Source organism: Acinetobacter sp. YH16031 (assembly GCF_013417335.1).
Taxonomy (GTDB): Bacteria; Pseudomonadota; Gammaproteobacteria; order Pseudomonadales; family Moraxellaceae; genus Acinetobacter.
The window spans coordinates 60,077-76,644 of sequence record NZ_VPED01000008.1; the positions used below are offsets into that span (position 1 = coordinate 60,077).

Consider the following 16,568-nt stretch of genomic DNA (forward strand, 5'->3'; position numbering starts at 1 on the left):
CTGAAAATGGGCATTCTTGGCTTGTTTTATGGCCTAATAATTGCTTTAGCGTAGAGAAATCTGGCTATACTCACGATATGAATTGATGTCGGCTGCAAACATAGGGGACAAGGTGTGATTCAGAATATTTTAATTGATTTGGATGGTACATTAACTGACCCAAAAGTGGGGATTACGACTTCTGCCCGCTATGGTCTGGAAAAGGTGGGTCATCCGATCAGTGAAGACACGAATATTGACTGGATTATCGGGCCTCCTCTAAAAGCTTCGCTAGCCAAAATTCTGAATGTAGATGCGGATGATACTCTAGCTGAACAGGCACTAATGGCATATCGCGAGCGTTTTGCAGTGACTGGCTTATATGAAAATCACGTCTTTGAAGGCGTAGCTGAAACTCTGGTGGAACTTAAACGCCGTGGTTATCGCCTGTTTCTCGCAACAGCAAAACCAACCATTTATGCCAAACAGATTCTGGAACATTTTAATCTGGCCCAGTATTTTACTGAGATTTATGGCAGTGAGCTGAATGGCGACCGGACTAATAAAGGGGAACTGATTCAGTATATCCTGGAACAACAAGGCATACAGGCTGATCAATGCATTATGGTGGGAGACCGTGAGCATGATATTTTTGGTGCCCGCCATAATGGGATTGAATCGATTGCAGTCAAATACGGCTATGGCTCAGAAATTGAATTACAGCAGGCACAGCCTAAGTATACGATTGAGAACTTTAGTCATTTATTAAACTATTTAAAATAATTTTTTTATTTTCATTAAAAAAGGCTTTGTTGCACAAAGATTTGAAATGCAAAGCGCCCCTAATTGAGCCAAATTTAAGGCGTAACTTGGGTAAGTGGTCGACCTAATTCCGTAAATCTGTTAAGGACTGCTACACGTGCATGGATCTCATTCACTTGGCTATCAAAACTCCTTGCACTGAGTTTATCTCCTAATAATTTGATGCAATGCATCTTAGTTTCAACCAAACTTCGCCGATGATAGCCTGACCATTTTTTCCATAGTGTCCTGCCTAAACGCTTAACTGTTCGAAGTAATTCATTTCGCTCTAGCGAGCTACTCTTTGTATCTTTCCATGGTTTCGCATTTTTTCTAAGTGGAATCACCGCATGCCCTTGCCGATCTGCAATGACCTGACGGCATTGCTTGGTGTCATAAGCTCCATCGGTATAAACAGAGTCAATCTGCTCATCTTGTGGAATCTGATTAAGTAAATCACCAAGCACCTGTGAATCACTGACATTATTGGTTGTAAGCTGAACTGCTCGTATTTGTAGGGTTTTAGCATCTATACCAATATGAAGTTTACGCCATTGGCGACGATATTCAGGTCCATGTTTCTTGCGCTTCCATTCGCCCTCACCTAGAAACTTCATGCCTGTAGAGTCCATGAGTAGATGCAGCCCATCGCTACTTTTTTGGTAGCTGATTACAATATCAATATGCTTTTGTCTTCTACAAAGCGTGGTGTAATCTGGAGCTATCCAATTTAATCCGCAAAGTTTAATCAGACTTTGCACAAAGCCAGTAACCATACGTAAAGACAGACGGAATAAGGATTTAATCATTAAGCAGCATTGGATGGCTGCGTCGGAGTAGGTTTGATTTCGCCCTTGTTTGCCTTTTGATGGAGCATACCATTGCGTAGCAGGATCAAACCAAATGGCAATATTTCCGCGACTCATAAGTGCTCGGTTATATGCGGGCCAATTGGTTGTGCGGTAGATTTTGTGTGTAGGCTTCTTCATTTGAAAATTATATCGCTGAAAAAGCCTTTACAGATAGGTTTGTGCAACAAAGCCATTAAAAAATAAAATGCTTCTATGTTTAGGAGCATTTTTTATATTCATTATTAATAGTAATTTTTAACTTCACCTTTTGAATAGAAATCTGTTTTATTGCGTTAACTTGATTAATTATTTGTATACTTTTGTTCTAATATTTTTCATGCTTGTATAAATATAATAATGTATTTTATGTGATCAATGTCATAGTTTAATGAACTAATTTAATTATAATTCACAAAAACATATTCACTATATTTTAATATGTAGTTATTTAAATATAATTAAAATATTAAAATTCAATATCTTAATTTTATATTAAATTTTTAATTTATTCATTTCACTATGTTTCTAATATTTGGTAACAAGTTAGAAATAACATTTTCCAAATTTTTATTCCTTGATTTTGATGCTATGTATTTCACGTTTAATTAAGCAATAAATAAATTATAAAAAAGGATGGGAATAATATGGCGAATATACAGATATTGTCGGCAGAGAATGGAGAATTAATTCAGGATATTAATACTAATATTGTGAATTTAAGCGAAAAATCAGTGATCAAGGTAAATGCCACGATTGATGAAGTGGCAAAAATTACGCGTCAAGGTAATTCGGCTGTTATCTATTTTAAAAATGGTGAAACCATTACAATCGAAAATTATTTTGATTATGCAGTGAATGATAATCGAATCGTTTTTGAGCATGAAGGCCAATTGTACTGGGCGGAATTTACTGATGAAAATGGGGTAATGCTCGATACGATTCGATATCACCCGCTTACAGGAGATCTGGCTGAGAGTGGAACCGTAGCTGCGGGTGTTTTACCTTGGTTGGGTGGGGGACTGGCTCTAGGAGCTATTGCGGCAGCGGCAGGTGGAGGCTCATCCTCAGGAAGTAGTTCGGATAATCGGGATACGAGTCCGCCGAAGTTAACCGGCGTCATTGTGAATGAAGAAGGCCAGCTTGAACTAAGTTTTGATGAAAATATAAATGGTTCAAATCCACGCGCTGAAGATTTCACAGTGGTTGTGGATGGAGAAGAAATTCCAGTCAACGATATTATTGTACAAGATGACAAGATTATCCTGATTACAGAGCCAGAGATCCGGGACGGACAAGAAGTTACGGTTGAATATCAGGATAGTACACCTGATGATAATCAGGGAATTAAGGATTTAGAAGGGAATGTATTAGAAGATCTGGATTCAGAAGATGTGGGTGGAGTGCAGAATCCGGATATTAGTGGGCCTGTACTTTTAGCTGCCGAAGTTAATGTCAATGGTAATATCGAGCTTAATTTTAATGAAGCGCTGGATGCAGACAATTTACCTCCTTTAGATAGTCTGGTCGTTACAGTAGGTACCGCACCAGATCAAACTACGGTCGATGTGATTAATATTGTTGCTGATGGAAATACCTTAACACTGATTACCAGTCCGGTGATTGCAACAGGTCAGACTGTCAGTGTGGAATATACTGATCCAACTGCTGGGAATGATGAAAATGCGATTCAAGACTTGGCAGGGAACGATGCTGCAAGCTTTAGCACAGTGGATCTACCCAATGGGGTGATCAATGATTCAGAACAACCCGTTGTAGATAAGGCAAGCCCAGTTCTTATTGATGCAGAAGTCAATGCCGATGGTAATATCGAACTTAGCTTCAATGAAGATGTATCGACCTCGAATCCTTTGCCTGCTGATTTCACAGTAGTGGTCGATGGAGCAGAAATTCCGGTAACTGACATTGTCTATGACGGCAATGAAATCATTCTGGTAACCAATCCTGTTATTACCGAAGGTCAGGAAGTGGAAGTCACTTATGCTGATAGTACTCCAGGAGACGGTCAGGGAATCCGTGATGGCAGCGGTAATGTACTAGATGGCTTTGATGCGGTAGGAGTTGGGGGAGTTGAAAATAACTCGGAACAACCAGTAGAAGATACGGAAAGTCCAGTTCTTATTGATGCTGAAGTCAATGCAGACGGTAATATTGAACTTAGCTTCAATGAAGATGTATCGACCTCGAATCCTTTGCCTGCTGATTTCACAGTGGTGGTTGATGGAGCAGAAATTCCGGTAACTGACATTGTCTATGACGGCAATGAAATCATTCTGGTAACCAATCCTGTTATTACTGAAGGTCAGGAAGTGGAAGTCACTTATGCTGATAGTACTCCAGGAGACGGTCAGGGAATCCGTGATGGCAGTGGTAATGTACTAGATGGTTTTGATGCGGTAGCAGTGGGTGGCGTTGACAATAACTCAGAGCAACCAGTAGAAGATACTGTAGCCCCTGTATTAATTGATGCTGAAGTCAATGCTGACGGTAACATCGAACTCAGTTTTAATGAAACTCTAGATGCAGACAATTTACCACCTTTAAATAGTCTAGTCGTTACAATCGGTACAGCTCCAGATCAGACTACAGTCGATGTGATCAATATTGCTGCCGATGGAAATATCCTCACGATGATTACCAATCCAGTGATTACAGCTGGGCAGACCGTTAGTGTCGAATATACTGATCCAACTACTGGAAATGATGACAATGCAATTCAGGACTTGGCAGGGAATGATGCCGCAAGCTTTACTATAGCGGATCTACCAAATGGAGTTGTAAATAATTCAGAACGTTTACTGAATCTTGCCGATGACAATGTGTCCGCAATTTTGGAAGGATCACAAGATGCAACTGTATTGGAAACATATAGTGATAGTAGTGGTATCGACGTGCTCAATGGCACTTCGGAAGTTGCCGTGGTCGATTTTACGATTGAGGGAAATACTTCTAGCGTAGTGATCGCAGTACAGCAAGAAAATCTGGTTAGCTTGGCGAATGCTTTTACTTTCGTGGTACGTAACACAACCACTAGCGAAGAATTTGAAGTCGCTTTAGCAAATACCAGTCAAGGCGGCTTGATTGCTGGTGCATTGGGACTGGAGCTGCTGGGTGGAGTAGCAGATGCTCAAGGATTGAGACTGGATATTAATGACCTGCCTGCTGGAACCTATGAAGTCTCTGTATATGGTGATTCTTCACAATTAGCAGATATCCTGACCACTATAGATCTAGCGAGTTTAGGGGATAATACGGTTAATAATCTGGTGTCAGATACCGTATTAGGTCTACTGGAAGCTACCTTGACTGACCAAAATGCTGATCCTCGTGGAATTCTGGAGCAATTGACACTTCGTGAGTTATTGGATTTAACTACAGGTTCTTCTGTACCAATTATAAATACTTTAACCACAGCAGTTGATTCAGTTTTGTCATTGGCTCTGGATAACATACTAGTTCGCCCAATATTAGGTGATGTATACAATACCTCCGTAGGGAGTTTACTTGCAGGCAATGGAGGCGGGGCATTAGGATTCCTATTAACTACCTTAGGATTGGGTACAGCATTAGATGCGCTTCTAAATGGAATTTTAGAAGGAGTAGATGGTGCAGGCCAGGCATTATTCGATAATCTGGTTGAACCATTAGTTAGCGATATTTTGCTAGATACCGTGCTTGAAGATACAGGCCTGACGACTGGTTTAAATACCTTACTCGGATCATTAAATACATTGCTAAATACTTTAGGGCTGGGTGGTGTTTTACCTGCTGTTGATGGCTTAATAGACCTTCTTGCTCAAGAAGCTTTAAGTAATCCATTAACGCTATTTGGTGGAACCACTGCTGAAGTCTACGAAGTCAATGGAGAAATCTACCGTGCAACAGGCAATATTCAGGAAACTTCAGCCGACGGCACACAAGCGGATAATTGGGCGGGTGGCGTATTAACTGAGATTAATGGGCAGCCAGTAACTTTCGATTTAAGTGATGAAGGAGGTAACTTTACCCTTATCGAAGGGACGTATGGTGAGCTCAAACTCTATGAAAATGGTAATTTCAGTTATGAATACAATAGTTCATTAGGACAGGGCCCATTACTCAGTGAGGTATTTGAATATACGGTAACGCGTAATGCGGGACAGGCCGATCAGGAAAGTGCTTCAGCAAATCTGGTGATCAATATTGATCAGGTAAACCAGATTCTTAACTATGCCGACGATCCAGCAGATAACCTGTTACAGGGTGGTGCAGGTGATGACATCCTGACAGGTGGTGCAGGAGCAGATACAGCGATCTATTATTTACTAAATAATGCTGATGCAACTGGCGGTAATGGTACAGATACCTGGACTGACTTCAATGCAGTTGAAGGTGATACCATCGATGTCTCTGCATTATTAAGTGATCAGGCAGTAGATGCGTCAAATCTGGGGAACTATATCACGCTCGAACAACGTGGAGATGATACAGTCGTGACGATCGATCGTGATGGCTCCGATACCGATACCACCTTTGCGCGCGCTGATTTGCTGATATTGCAGAATGTAGACAGTGCAACTTTACAGCTGGATGACATCATTAAATATAATCCAATCTGATCAGAAGTTTTTAAAATGGATTATTCATAAAGATTTATGATGTTATTGAGCTTCAATTAAAAAATCCCGCTTGATGCGGGATTTTTTAATTTTACATGGGCAACTAAAGTGTTAAAAACCAGATAGAAGCAGCAATGACGACAATTAAGATAACCAGAAAGATTTTTAGATTGGTTTTAGGATACGTGGTGCTTAAGCTCGCTTTCGTAATTTCCTGTCCTGCGGGATCATACAGAATCACCTTTTGTGCACTATTTTCATAACCTAATTCTAGCAGGGCACGCTGTTCAAGAGCTGTCAGACCCTCTTCAGGCATATCCATAACTTGCAGCAGCGTTGTAGAGCCCCAAAGTTTTTGAACAATTGAAGTAGATACCAGCTGTTTTAGGGTGTCTGAGGCAGCATTAAAGTCGGCAATGATGCTGCGTTCATGCGCATAGGGAACGGGAGGGACCATTGTTTGCACAATCGTGCCCTCATTGTCCATCAGTTGCATTTTATCTTTATAAATTTGCACCCATATTGCATTGGGAAGTTTGGATAACTGATCTTGCAGCATGAATTGCCTACGTATTGCTTTGATATTAAATTAAATAATCTATAAACATATCCCGTATCAAGACGGGATATGTAATGTTCCATTACTTGGCAGGAGCACCATATTCATTATTTTCTTTTTTGGTATCATTTGCCCACCAGATGATGAGTAAAATGGCTCCTATCCCTGTCAGTACAAGCAATTGCCACCATCCAGAGCGCCCAATGTCATGCAAGCGACGTGTTCCTACAGCCAGACTTGGGAGCAGAAGCGCTAAATTTAGCAGGCCATTCACCAAAGGTTTGGTGCCTAAAACTGCATCAATGACTTCACTAATAATGCCTAAAATTACACAAAACAGCATAAAGAACCAAAATTCTTTACGGCGTGCACGACCTGAAAAGTTTGCATAATTGGTTAGACATTTTACGAACCAGTCGATACTGCTGTAATTCTCTTCAGCCTGATCCAGATTGGAATATTTATTAATCTGATTGCTAATGCTTTCTCCCAGATGAATCGAGTTTCCCAAAGCCAGATAAATATCTGCTGCCTGACCAGTTGAGTTAACAATAAAATCAACCCGGTCACCGCGTGAAGGAGGGCGTTGTCCACGCCAGTCTGCACCGCTAAAACTGTAGCGGTTGTTATCATCCCCTGTGATAAAACCCGTATTATCTTGAATAGAAAAATCCAGGATGGAACCTTTCATAAGCCCTCTCTATTTATCTTCTGGCTATTATGGATTTGTATAAATATTATTCATATATGACCGATAGTAGCATAGTAAATTTAGTTTGAGATCAAGCTCTTATAAAAATATTTAGGCAATAAGTTTTCACTCTCTAAAGCTAGAAATTCTGATTAATAAGAAGTTGATTTAGCCGATAACGAATAATTTAGTTAAATTTAGATTTTCTTAATTTGTTGAATAATAAGGAATGATTCAAGGGAATAAAAACTGAAGTAAATTTAATAAAGCTAAGAATATACCAAGATTTATAAAAATAATTTAAATCAATAACTTAATTAATTTTGGTATTTTATTCAATATGAATATATTGCGAATTTTTACGTAGAGTTTGAATAAGAAACTAATCCCCAACAGACTTTGCTTAAGTTAATAAATGCTTATATATTGATCTCATAAAACAACTTAAACATTACACTGTTTTTAAGTGAATTCACCTATTTTATAAAGGCAATTTTAATTAATAAAACATTAAAGGGTGCCATGATGAAAGCTATTCCAATGAAGAAAATGATTAACTGTGTTGCGATGAGTGGTGTATTGCTATTCGCTGCTGGTCAAACAATGGCAATGAATCAGCAATCTTCAACTGCTGCTCAAGCAAATTCTAAAGCATCAAATGACAGCCGAATGAATTTAACCGAGAGTCAAGTGATTAAGGTTGTAAGTACGGTCAATAACGGTGAAATCAAACAGGCAAAAACAGCTTTGCCAAAACTTAAAACAGATGACGCACGTAAGTACGCGCAAATGATGATTAGCGAACATACAGCGAATGAGAAAAAAGGCCAGGCTCTGGCAGACCGTTTAAAATTAACTCCTCAAGCAAGCAATCTCAGTACGGCATTGCAAAGCGATAGTGACAAGATTGTTACTGACCTGAGCAAGCCATCTGCAGCCGATAAAGACTATATGATGAGTCAGGTTGAAGTACATCGTAAAGCCTTGAACACTTTGGATACACAATTGATTCCAAATGCGAAAAATGCGGAATTAAAAAGCATGTTGACGCAAACCCGTACCGCAGTAGCGACACATCTGAAAAAAGCTGAACAAATCGTTGAAAAGATGAAATAGATTAAGCATTCATCCAATAAAAAAACCGCCATTTTAGGCGGTTTTTTTGATCATAATACTTTATATATTATGTGATATTTCTTACCAGCTTAACGCGCCACCAGTTTGATAATCTGTTACGCGAGTTTCGAAGAAGTTCTTCTCTTTACGTAGATCCATCATTTCTGACATCCACTGGAATGGGTTGTTCACACCAGTAAACTGTTCAGGCAAGCCTAACTGGCTCAAGCGACGGTTACAGATAAATTTCAGGTATTCTTCCATCATGCCGGCATTCATGCCCAATACACCGCGTGGCATCGTGTCACGTGCATATTCGATTTCAAGCATGGTGCCTTCAAGGATCATCTGAATCACTTCTTGCTGGAATTCAGCAGTCCACAGATGCGGGTTCTCGATCTTGATCTGGTTGATCATGTCGATACCGAAGTTCAGGTGCATAGATTCATCACGCAGGATGTACTGGAATTGCTCAGCAACACCATTCATCTTGTTACGACGACCCATAGACAGAATTTGGGTGAAACCGCAGTAGAAGAAGATACCTTCAAGTACACAGTAGAATGCGATCAGGTTGCGAAGCAAGATCTGGTCGTTTTCTGGTGTACCGGTTTTGAAAGTAGGATCACTTAGAGATTGTGTATATTTCAAGCCCCAAGCCGCTTTACGTGCAACTGATGGGACTTCGCGGTACATGTTGAAGACTTCACCTTCGTCCATACCTAAAGACTCGATACAGTACTGGTAAGCATGCGTATGAATCGCTTCTTCAAATGACTGACGCAGGATGTACTGACGGCATTCAGGGTTGGTGATGTGACGGTAGATCGCCAATACCAGATTGTTTGCTACTAGTGAATCCGCAGTAGAGAAGAAACCAAGTGAACGCATCACGATGGTACGTTCATCTTCAGTCAAGCCATTTTCAGACTTCCATAACGCGATGTCGTGGTTCATGTTGATTTCTTGAGGCATCCAGTGGTTGGCACAACCATCCAGATATTTCTGCCAAGCCCATTCGTATTTGAATGGCACTAACTGGTTCAAGTCAGCACGGCAGTTGATCATACGTTTATCATCAACCTGTACACGCTGTGCACCCATCTCAAGTTCTTCAAGACCAGGTGCAACGTCCAGCTGGTCTAGGGAAGCAGATGCTCTTGCCAGTGAATCGGTTGAATTTGATCCTGCGCTTCGAGGGGTTGCAGCGGGTTGTGCAGCTGCCACATTCGACGATGTGTTGCTTGCATCAGATACCACCTGCGGATTAGCCGTTTTTTTCGGCTCGACGGGCGTAGGCTGCTGTTCAGGTGCAGCCGGTTTTTGCGAATCATCTTCGAAATCGTCCCAACTTAGGATAGACATATCAATTCTCTCTAGTTGCTTTATATCTTTTATTAGACATCCAGCAGTGCTGAGATGTCTTACTATACGCTCAATTTGTGTAAACAAAATTAAGTTTTGTCGATGAATGCTCTGAATTTGTTCAGAGATAAATCCCCACTACTTATTTTGTTTACGCTGTTGCTGGCGAACTTTAAACCAGAAATAAGCAATCGGTGCGTAGAAGGTAACGGCAAAGGAAAGGATCAATGCTACAAGTCCTAACATGTAATTGTGAGTCATATGGGGCATTGAGGTTTCCTTTATTGTTAAATATTAAATCCTCCCCAAACCCCTCCTTCTTGCGCTTTATTTTCAAAGCAGTGCTTGAAAATTAGCTCAGGAGGGGCTTCCATCAACCTATTTGGATTTTTGGAAGTCCCCCTTTGTAAAAGGGGGATTTAGGGAGATTTTGTATTAAGTAACTACCTGAGTAGTTGACTTAAGATTTTCTATATTTTGTTCATTTGCTTGGTTTATCGAAACCAATATTGCAACTGAGCAAGGTAATAAGCACGTGAAGCAAAAAATCTGAATTTCCTTGCGTACAATGCGAACTTTCTTTTTAAATTCTTTAAGCTTTTTCGACATGTTCTATTCCTTTACGGAATCAATCATAACGAATTAGCAAAAGTGAGTTCTTATGCTAACCGCTCATAAGAATCAACCATTGCTAATTCGCAATATAAGAGATAAATCTCGGTTGATTCCTAATCCGGCTAACTTACTGACAAGCCTCACAATCAGGATTGTCAATTGAACATGCTTGTGGCACTGGCGCTGCTTGAGTGAAACCTTCTTCCTCTACAGGTGCTTCAGGTTTTTTCTCTTCAACCACTGGCGCTGCAACTACAGGAGCAGCAACAGTTGCAGGTTTAACTGCATTCAATGCGCCCGTGTTAATGGTTGATTTCTCGGCAGAAGTTGCACCTAAGGCACGTAGATAATAAGTGGTTTTCAGACCGCGTAACCAAGCCATCTTGTAAGTGATGTCCAGTTTCTTACCGTTTGCACCAGCGATGTACAGGTTCAGAGATTGTGCTTGGTCGATCCATTTTTGACGACGAGAAGCAGCATCAACAATCCAGCGTGGCTCAACTTCAAACGCAGTCGCAAAGATCGCTTTTAATTCTTCAGGAATACGAGAAATCTTCTGAACAGAACCTTCGAAATGTTTCAGGTCATTGACCATCACCGCATCCCAAAGACCACGTTCTTTCAACGCACGTACTAGGTACGGGTTGATCACTGTGAATTCACCAGACAGGTTAGATTTCACATACAGGTTCTGGAATGTAGGCTCGATTGACTGAGACACGCCACAAATGTTCGAAATAGTTGCAGTCGGAGCAATCGCCATCACGTTCGAGTTACGCATACCGTCTTTTTGAACTTTGGCACGTAAAGTGTCCCAGTCCAGACGTTGAGTGCGATCCACTTCAAACATGCGTTCTGGACGAGTTTTCGCAACCAAGTCAAGTGAGTCGATTGGCAGAATGCCTTGGTCCCACAGTGAACCTTTGAATGTTTCATAAGTACCACGTTCAACAGCAAGGTCACTTGAAGTTGAAATTGCGTAGTAAGAAATCACTTCCATTGATTCATCAGCAAACTCAACCGCAGCATCAGAACCGTAAGCCATACCCATTTCATATAGTGCATCTTGGAAGCCCATGATACCCATACCGACTGGACGGTGTTTCAGGTTTGAGTTACGTGCTTGAGGAACCGCGTAGTAGTTGATGTCGATGACGTTATCGAGCATACGAACCGCAGTTTTTACTGTACGCGCCAGTTTTTCACGATCCAGCTTGCCGCCTTGGACGTGTTGTACCAGGTTGATCGAACCTAAGTTACATACTGCGATTTCTTCTTTGCTAGTGTTCAGGGTAATTTCTGTACACAGGTTAGAAGAGTGAACTACACCCACGTGTTGTTGTGGTGAACGCAGGTTACATACGTCTTTAAATGTGATCCAAGGGTGACCTGTTTCGAACAGCATAGACAGCATTTTGCGCCACAAATCTTTTGCACGGATTTTCTTGTGCAACATATTTGTTTCTTTGGCAATGCTTTCGTAGTAAGCATAACGCTCAGCGAATTCTGCACCAGTCAAATCGTGAAGATCAGGCGTTTCAGAAGGGGTGAACAGTGTCCATTCAGCATCTTCGAATACACGTTGCATGAACAGGTCAGGAACCCAGTTCGCAGTGTTCATGTCGTGGGTACGGCGACGGTCATCACCAGTGTTCTTACGAAGCTCAAGGAATTCTTCGATGTCCAGGTGCCAGGTTTCCAGATATGCACAGACTGCACCTTTACGTTTACCACCTTGGTTTACTGCAACAGCAGTATCGTTGGCAACTTTAAGGAATGGCACTACACCTTGAGACTTACCGTTTGTACCTTTAATGTAAGAGTTCAGGGCACGAACTGGAGTCCAGTCATTACCTAAACCGCCTGCCCATTTAGACAGCATTGCGTTATCACGCATCGCGCCATAGATGTCAAACAGGTCATCATCAATCGTAGTTAAATAGCAGCTAGACAACTGTGGACGTAACGTACCTGAGTTGAACAGGGTAGGTGTAGACGCCATGTAGTCGAAGCTAGACAATAAGTTATAGAACTCGATTGCACGATCTTCGCGGTTGTCTTCGTTCAGGGCAAGACCCATAGACACACGCATGAAGAATAATTGCGGCAATTCGAAACGCACGCCATCTGAGTGGATGAAGTAACGGTCAAATAATGTTTGCAGACCTAGGTAGGTGAACTGGTTTGAACGTTCCGGTTGAATCGCTGCAGCCAGTTTAGCCAGGTCAAAGTTTAACAATTCAGGTGAAAGAAGTTCTAACTCAATCCCTTTTTTCAGGAAAGTTTCAAGTGCATCACCTTCATTAGTATCAGTGGATAGACCCAAGAACTCTAAACCGGTAGCCACCAGGTCATCACGCAACAGACGTGCAGTCACATAAGTATAGTTAGGTTCTTGCTCAATACGGGTACGAGTCGCCATCATCATTGTGGTAGAGATGTCAGACTCTTTTACGCCGTTATAAAGGTTTTTTACGGTCTCATCGACAATCGCCTGTACGTCGATCCCTTCAAGGCCTTCAGCAGCGCGAGTTACAGTCGCAGTCAATTCGCTTAAGTCGAGCGGCTTTAACTTGCCTTCTGCATCAGTCACTTGCAGTGTAGGGTGATGGTTGGCACCTAACTGTTTGCGCGCTTCAGAACGTTGTTCACGGTAGATGACATAGGCACGTGCAACTTTCTGTTCGCCAGTACGCATCAGCGCAAGTTCAACCTGATCCTGAATTTCTTCGATATGGATCGTACCACCCGATGGTAAACGGCGTTTGAATGTATTCAGAACCATTTCTGTTAATTGTTCGATACGGTCGTGTATACGGCTCGAATCTGCACTTTGCTGACCTTCTACTGCCAAAAATGCTTTTCCAATTGCAACAGAAATTTTTTCTGCATCAAAAGCGGCAACATCACCGGTGCGTTTAATCACCTGAAGTTGACCCGGAGTGGACGTGATTACGCTCATGTTAGCATAGCTCCATTGTCATCTATTTTTATGTTTATGGACCGTTTGAACTGGGCAAAAATCGTGCCACAGTGTTCGAGGAATAAACACAAGACCTAGTGGTTATAAAATTAATTGAACACAAGATACGGGAAAATTTAGGGTAGATCAATATTGACATTTTGCTAAATATTTTTCTGAAGTTTTATCTTAATCTTTTGCAAAAAGATCCCAATTTTTATTGATTCTTGCATAAGCCTTATCCGGCAAGGCATAGCATATCAAAGCTGGCAAAAAGTGCTTATAGATAACATTGTGGATAACTAAAAAGGCCTGAATCAACTAGTCACATTTTGTTCAGATTTAGCTTTGATCGATGCAAATAAGCCGACAAACGGTAGTTAAATGCACATTCGAGTGAAATGTGCACGATAAAATATTACAAAATGCTACTTTGATGTATTGGTTTGGTGAACGCTATCTTGTTTACAATGTAAACGTGTGTATATTGCAAGCATATTAAAAACGTATCTATTGGATTTCAAAAGGATACGTCCGTAGCATACGTCCATCAAATAAAGGGGCAACACATGAGCCAAGAAGAAAAGTTACCTAAAATTCTAATTGTTGAAGATGATGAGCGTCTTGCTCGTTTAACACAAGAATACCTCATCCGTAATGGTCTTGAGGTTGGGGTAGAGCCGGATGGCAACCGTGCTATTCGTCGTATTATTGCCGAGCAACCAGACATGGTGGTTCTAGATGTCATGTTGCCAGGTGCTGATGGTTTGACCATCTGTCGTGAAGTTCGTCCACATTATCATCAACCGATTTTAATGCTGACTGCACGTACTGAAGATATGGATCAGGTCTTAGGTCTGGAAATGGGTGCAGACGACTATGTCGCTAAACCGGTTCAGCCGCGTGTCCTGCTGGCTCGTATTCGTGCTTTATTGCGTCGTACCGACAAGGTGCCTGAGGATGAAGTGGCTCAGCGCATCGAATTTGATGACCTGGTGATCGACAATGGTGGTCGTTCAGTGACCTTAAATGGTGAGCTGGTTGACTTTACCAGTGCAGAATATGACCTGTTGTGGCTGCTGGCTTCAAATGCGGGTCGCATCCTGTCACGTGAAGATATCTTTGAGCGTTTACGCGGCATCGAATATGACGGCCAAGACCGTTCAATTGATGTGCGTATCTCGCGCATTCGTCCAAAAATTGGTGACGATCCTGAAAATCCAAAACGTATTAAAACAGTACGTAGTAAAGGTTATCTATTCGTCAAAGAAACTAACGGTATCTAATCGGTGCCTTTAGCCGCCTGAATAAACAGGATAATTAATAGGTGTTTAAACACAGTATATTTTTGCGGATATACGCAGGCCTGGTCATGCTTGTGGTCCTGGTGGCAGTATTCAGCTATCTACTGGTACAGATCATCAACTACCAGCGTGCGCAGGAGTATCGTGAATCCCTGACTGATGGTATGGCATATATCATCAGTGAGGGGGTTGCGAGACAGCCTAATCTGCAGCAAAAGATGGATTGGGTTTCAGATGCGTCTGATCTGTTGGAATTGCCGATCTACTATGTCGAAGCCAGTAAAGTGGATATTACCCGGGCGGAAGGTCGACGTCTGGCTGACCGTAAGGCAGTCGTGCGTTGGGATGCCAAGACCGGGGTAGCTTATATTGTCATTGGGCTACGCGATGATCCAAGTCATTATCTTTATATTAAGGCGGATAATATTACTGAACGTCAGATGAAGGCTTTACCGGTCTTTATTCTGGATTATCTGGTGTACTACCCAGGTCAGGAAAAAGAATACCTGAAGCGAATTCAGGATTATTTCTCTTATCCAATCTCGATCGAAAATGTCCAAAGCCTGCCATTAGATTCCGAGCAGATCGGACGTTTGCGTTTAGATCACAGCATTATCCTATATCGTGATAGTGCCTCAATTCGCGGTACTACAATTTCGATCATTTCTCCTATTCCTAGCTCGACGTCTGAAGTGCTGGTGATGGGGCCAGTGCCATTATTTAACTGGATGCCATTCCAGTTAGCTGCCGGGATTACCTTGCTCAGTCTGTTTGTCTTGAGTCTGGGGATTTATGGTCTGCTGGTGCCAATGCAGCGTAAACTGCGTGAAGTGAGCTATGCCCTGAACAAGATGAAAACCGGGAACATGTCATTGCGTCTTCCGGTAGAGGGCAGTGATGAGATGGCGACGCTGGCTTCCAGCTATAACAATATGTCGGATCATATTCAGCGTCTGATTGAAGCTCAGCGTGAATTGATGCGTGCCGTATCGCATGAACTGCGTACACCCGTGGCTCGTATCCGTTTTGCTGTAGAAATGATGGCAGATGAAGATGACTATGATTATCGCTTGCAGCAGGTTGAGCAGATCGATAAGGATATTGAGGCCTTAAATACTTTGATTGATGAAATCATGACCTATGCCAAACTGGAACAGGGTATGCCTTCAATTGAATTTGAAGATATTGATCTGTTTGAAGTGTTGGAGCAGGTCGCAGTCGAAACAGATGCTCTAAAAACTGGAAAAGAAGTCGAAGTGCTGCCAATGCCAGTACCTGTAACCGTAGAAGCTGAACGACGTTACCTGCATCGTGTGGTTCAAAACTTGGTAGGTAATGCAGTACGCTACTGTGAGCAGAAAATCCTGATCAGCGGCGGACTAGATGCTAAGGGCATGGCGTATATCTGTGTAGAAGATGATGGTCCGGGGATTCCGGAAGCTGACCGCGCCCGTATCTTTGAAGCTTTTGCCCGACTGGATGATAGTCGTACCCGTGCTTCAGGGGGTTATGGTTTGGGCTTGTCTATTGTCAGCCGGATTGCTTACTGGTTTGGTGGAGAGATTCAGGTCGATCAAAGTCCGACACTGGGTGGTGCACGCTTTATCATGATTTGGCCAGCCAGCCGTTACGGTAAAAAAATCAAGCAAAAATCAATTGAAAAACTGGAAAAAGCTGAAGTTTCAGATCAGTCAGAATAAGAGTTTGGG

11 protein-coding genes are annotated in these 16,568 nt (G+C 41.9%); 5 read left to right on the plus strand and 6 right to left on the minus strand.

From position 1 onward, the window contains the following. The first annotated feature begins 114 nt into the window (after positions 1-114). Positions 115-762, plus strand: a complete 648-nt coding sequence (locus FTV31_RS05790; protein ID WP_180013580.1) for an HAD-IA family hydrolase — start codon at positions 115-117, stop codon at positions 760-762. A 74-nt stretch (positions 763-836) separates the two neighbouring features. Here the strand turns inward: FTV31_RS05790 and FTV31_RS05795 are convergent, their stop codons facing one another. After that, positions 837-1,769 (minus strand): IS5 family transposase, encoded by a 933-nt coding sequence (locus tag FTV31_RS05795; RefSeq protein ID WP_075696753.1) that lies wholly within the window; start codon positions 1,767-1,769, stop codon positions 837-839. 506 nt (positions 1,770-2,275) lie between these two features. Here FTV31_RS05795 and FTV31_RS05800 point away from each other — a divergent pair. Next, positions 2,276-6,247, plus strand: coding sequence for a SwmB domain-containing protein (locus FTV31_RS05800; protein WP_180013582.1), 3,972 nt, complete (start codon positions 2,276-2,278; stop codon positions 6,245-6,247). 103 nt (positions 6,248-6,350) lie between these two features. Here the strand turns inward: FTV31_RS05800 and FTV31_RS05805 are convergent, their stop codons facing one another. Continuing rightward, positions 6,351-6,806 carry a hypothetical protein gene (locus FTV31_RS05805; protein ID WP_034706330.1) on the minus strand — a complete coding sequence of 152 codons (456 nt, stop codon included), beginning with the start codon at positions 6,804-6,806 and terminating at the stop codon, positions 6,351-6,353. A gap of 82 nt (positions 6,807-6,888) precedes the next feature. Next, entirely contained in the window at positions 6,889-7,497 is a 609-nt protein-coding gene (locus FTV31_RS05810) for a DUF805 domain-containing protein (RefSeq protein ID WP_180013584.1), read from the minus strand. A 525-nt stretch (positions 7,498-8,022) separates the two neighbouring features. Between FTV31_RS05810 and FTV31_RS05815 the strand changes: the two genes are divergently transcribed. Beyond that, positions 8,023-8,613, plus strand: coding sequence for a DUF4142 domain-containing protein (locus tag FTV31_RS05815; protein WP_180013630.1), 591 nt, complete (start codon positions 8,023-8,025; stop codon positions 8,611-8,613). An 81-nt stretch (positions 8,614-8,694) separates the two neighbouring features. Here FTV31_RS05815 and FTV31_RS05820 read toward each other — a convergent pair whose 3' ends face one another. From FTV31_RS05820 to FTV31_RS05825, 3 genes are all read right to left on the minus strand, one after another. After that, on the minus strand, positions 8,695-9,978 hold the full coding sequence (locus FTV31_RS05820) for a ribonucleotide-diphosphate reductase subunit beta (protein ID WP_180013586.1): 1,284 nt from the start codon (positions 9,976-9,978) through the stop codon (positions 8,695-8,697). 138 nt (positions 9,979-10,116) lie between these two features. After that, positions 10,117-10,248 carry a hypothetical protein gene (locus tag FTV31_RS17275; protein WP_005237071.1) on the minus strand — a complete coding sequence of 44 codons (132 nt, stop codon included), beginning with the start codon at positions 10,246-10,248 and terminating at the stop codon, positions 10,117-10,119. A gap of 472 nt (positions 10,249-10,720) precedes the next feature. Continuing rightward, positions 10,721-13,555 carry a ribonucleoside-diphosphate reductase subunit alpha gene (locus tag FTV31_RS05825; protein ID WP_159124296.1) on the minus strand — a complete coding sequence of 945 codons (2,835 nt, stop codon included), beginning with the start codon at positions 13,553-13,555 and terminating at the stop codon, positions 10,721-10,723. A gap of 569 nt (positions 13,556-14,124) precedes the next feature. Here FTV31_RS05825 and bfmR point away from each other — a divergent pair. Next, on the plus strand, positions 14,125-14,841 hold the full coding sequence (gene bfmR, locus FTV31_RS05830; protein ID WP_004785097.1) for a response regulator transcription factor BfmR: 717 nt from the start codon (positions 14,125-14,127) through the stop codon (positions 14,839-14,841). Between the two features lie 41 nt (positions 14,842-14,882). Further along, positions 14,883-16,559: a sensor histidine kinase BfmS gene (gene bfmS, locus FTV31_RS05835; RefSeq protein WP_180013587.1), complete on the plus strand. Its 1,677-nt coding sequence runs from the start codon at positions 14,883-14,885 to the stop codon at positions 16,557-16,559. The last annotated feature ends 9 nt before the right edge of the window (positions 16,560-16,568 follow it).

Coding starts and splice junctions, on each gene's coding strand:
- FTV31_RS05795 (WP_075696753.1), bottom strand. CDS start 1,769: ATGAAGAAGCCTACACACAAAATCTACCGCACAACCAATTGGCCCGCA.
- FTV31_RS05800 (WP_180013582.1), top strand. CDS start 2,276: ATGGCGAATATACAGATATTGTCGGCAGAGAATGGAGAATTAATTCAG.
- FTV31_RS05805 (WP_034706330.1), bottom strand. CDS start 6,806: ATGCTGCAAGATCAGTTATCCAAACTTCCCAATGCAATATGGGTGCAA.
- FTV31_RS05810 (WP_180013584.1), bottom strand. CDS start 7,497: ATGAAAGGTTCCATCCTGGATTTTTCTATTCAAGATAATACGGGTTTT.
- FTV31_RS05815 (WP_180013630.1), top strand. CDS start 8,023: ATGAAAGCTATTCCAATGAAGAAAATGATTAACTGTGTTGCGATGAGT.
- FTV31_RS05820 (WP_180013586.1), bottom strand. CDS start 9,978: ATGTCTATCCTAAGTTGGGACGATTTCGAAGATGATTCGCAAAAACCG.
- FTV31_RS17275 (WP_005237071.1), bottom strand. CDS start 10,248: ATGCCCCATATGACTCACAATTACATGTTAGGACTTGTAGCATTGATC.
- FTV31_RS05825 (WP_159124296.1), bottom strand. CDS start 13,555: ATGAGCGTAATCACGTCCACTCCGGGTCAACTTCAGGTGATTAAACGC.
- bfmR (WP_004785097.1), top strand. CDS start 14,125: ATGAGCCAAGAAGAAAAGTTACCTAAAATTCTAATTGTTGAAGATGAT.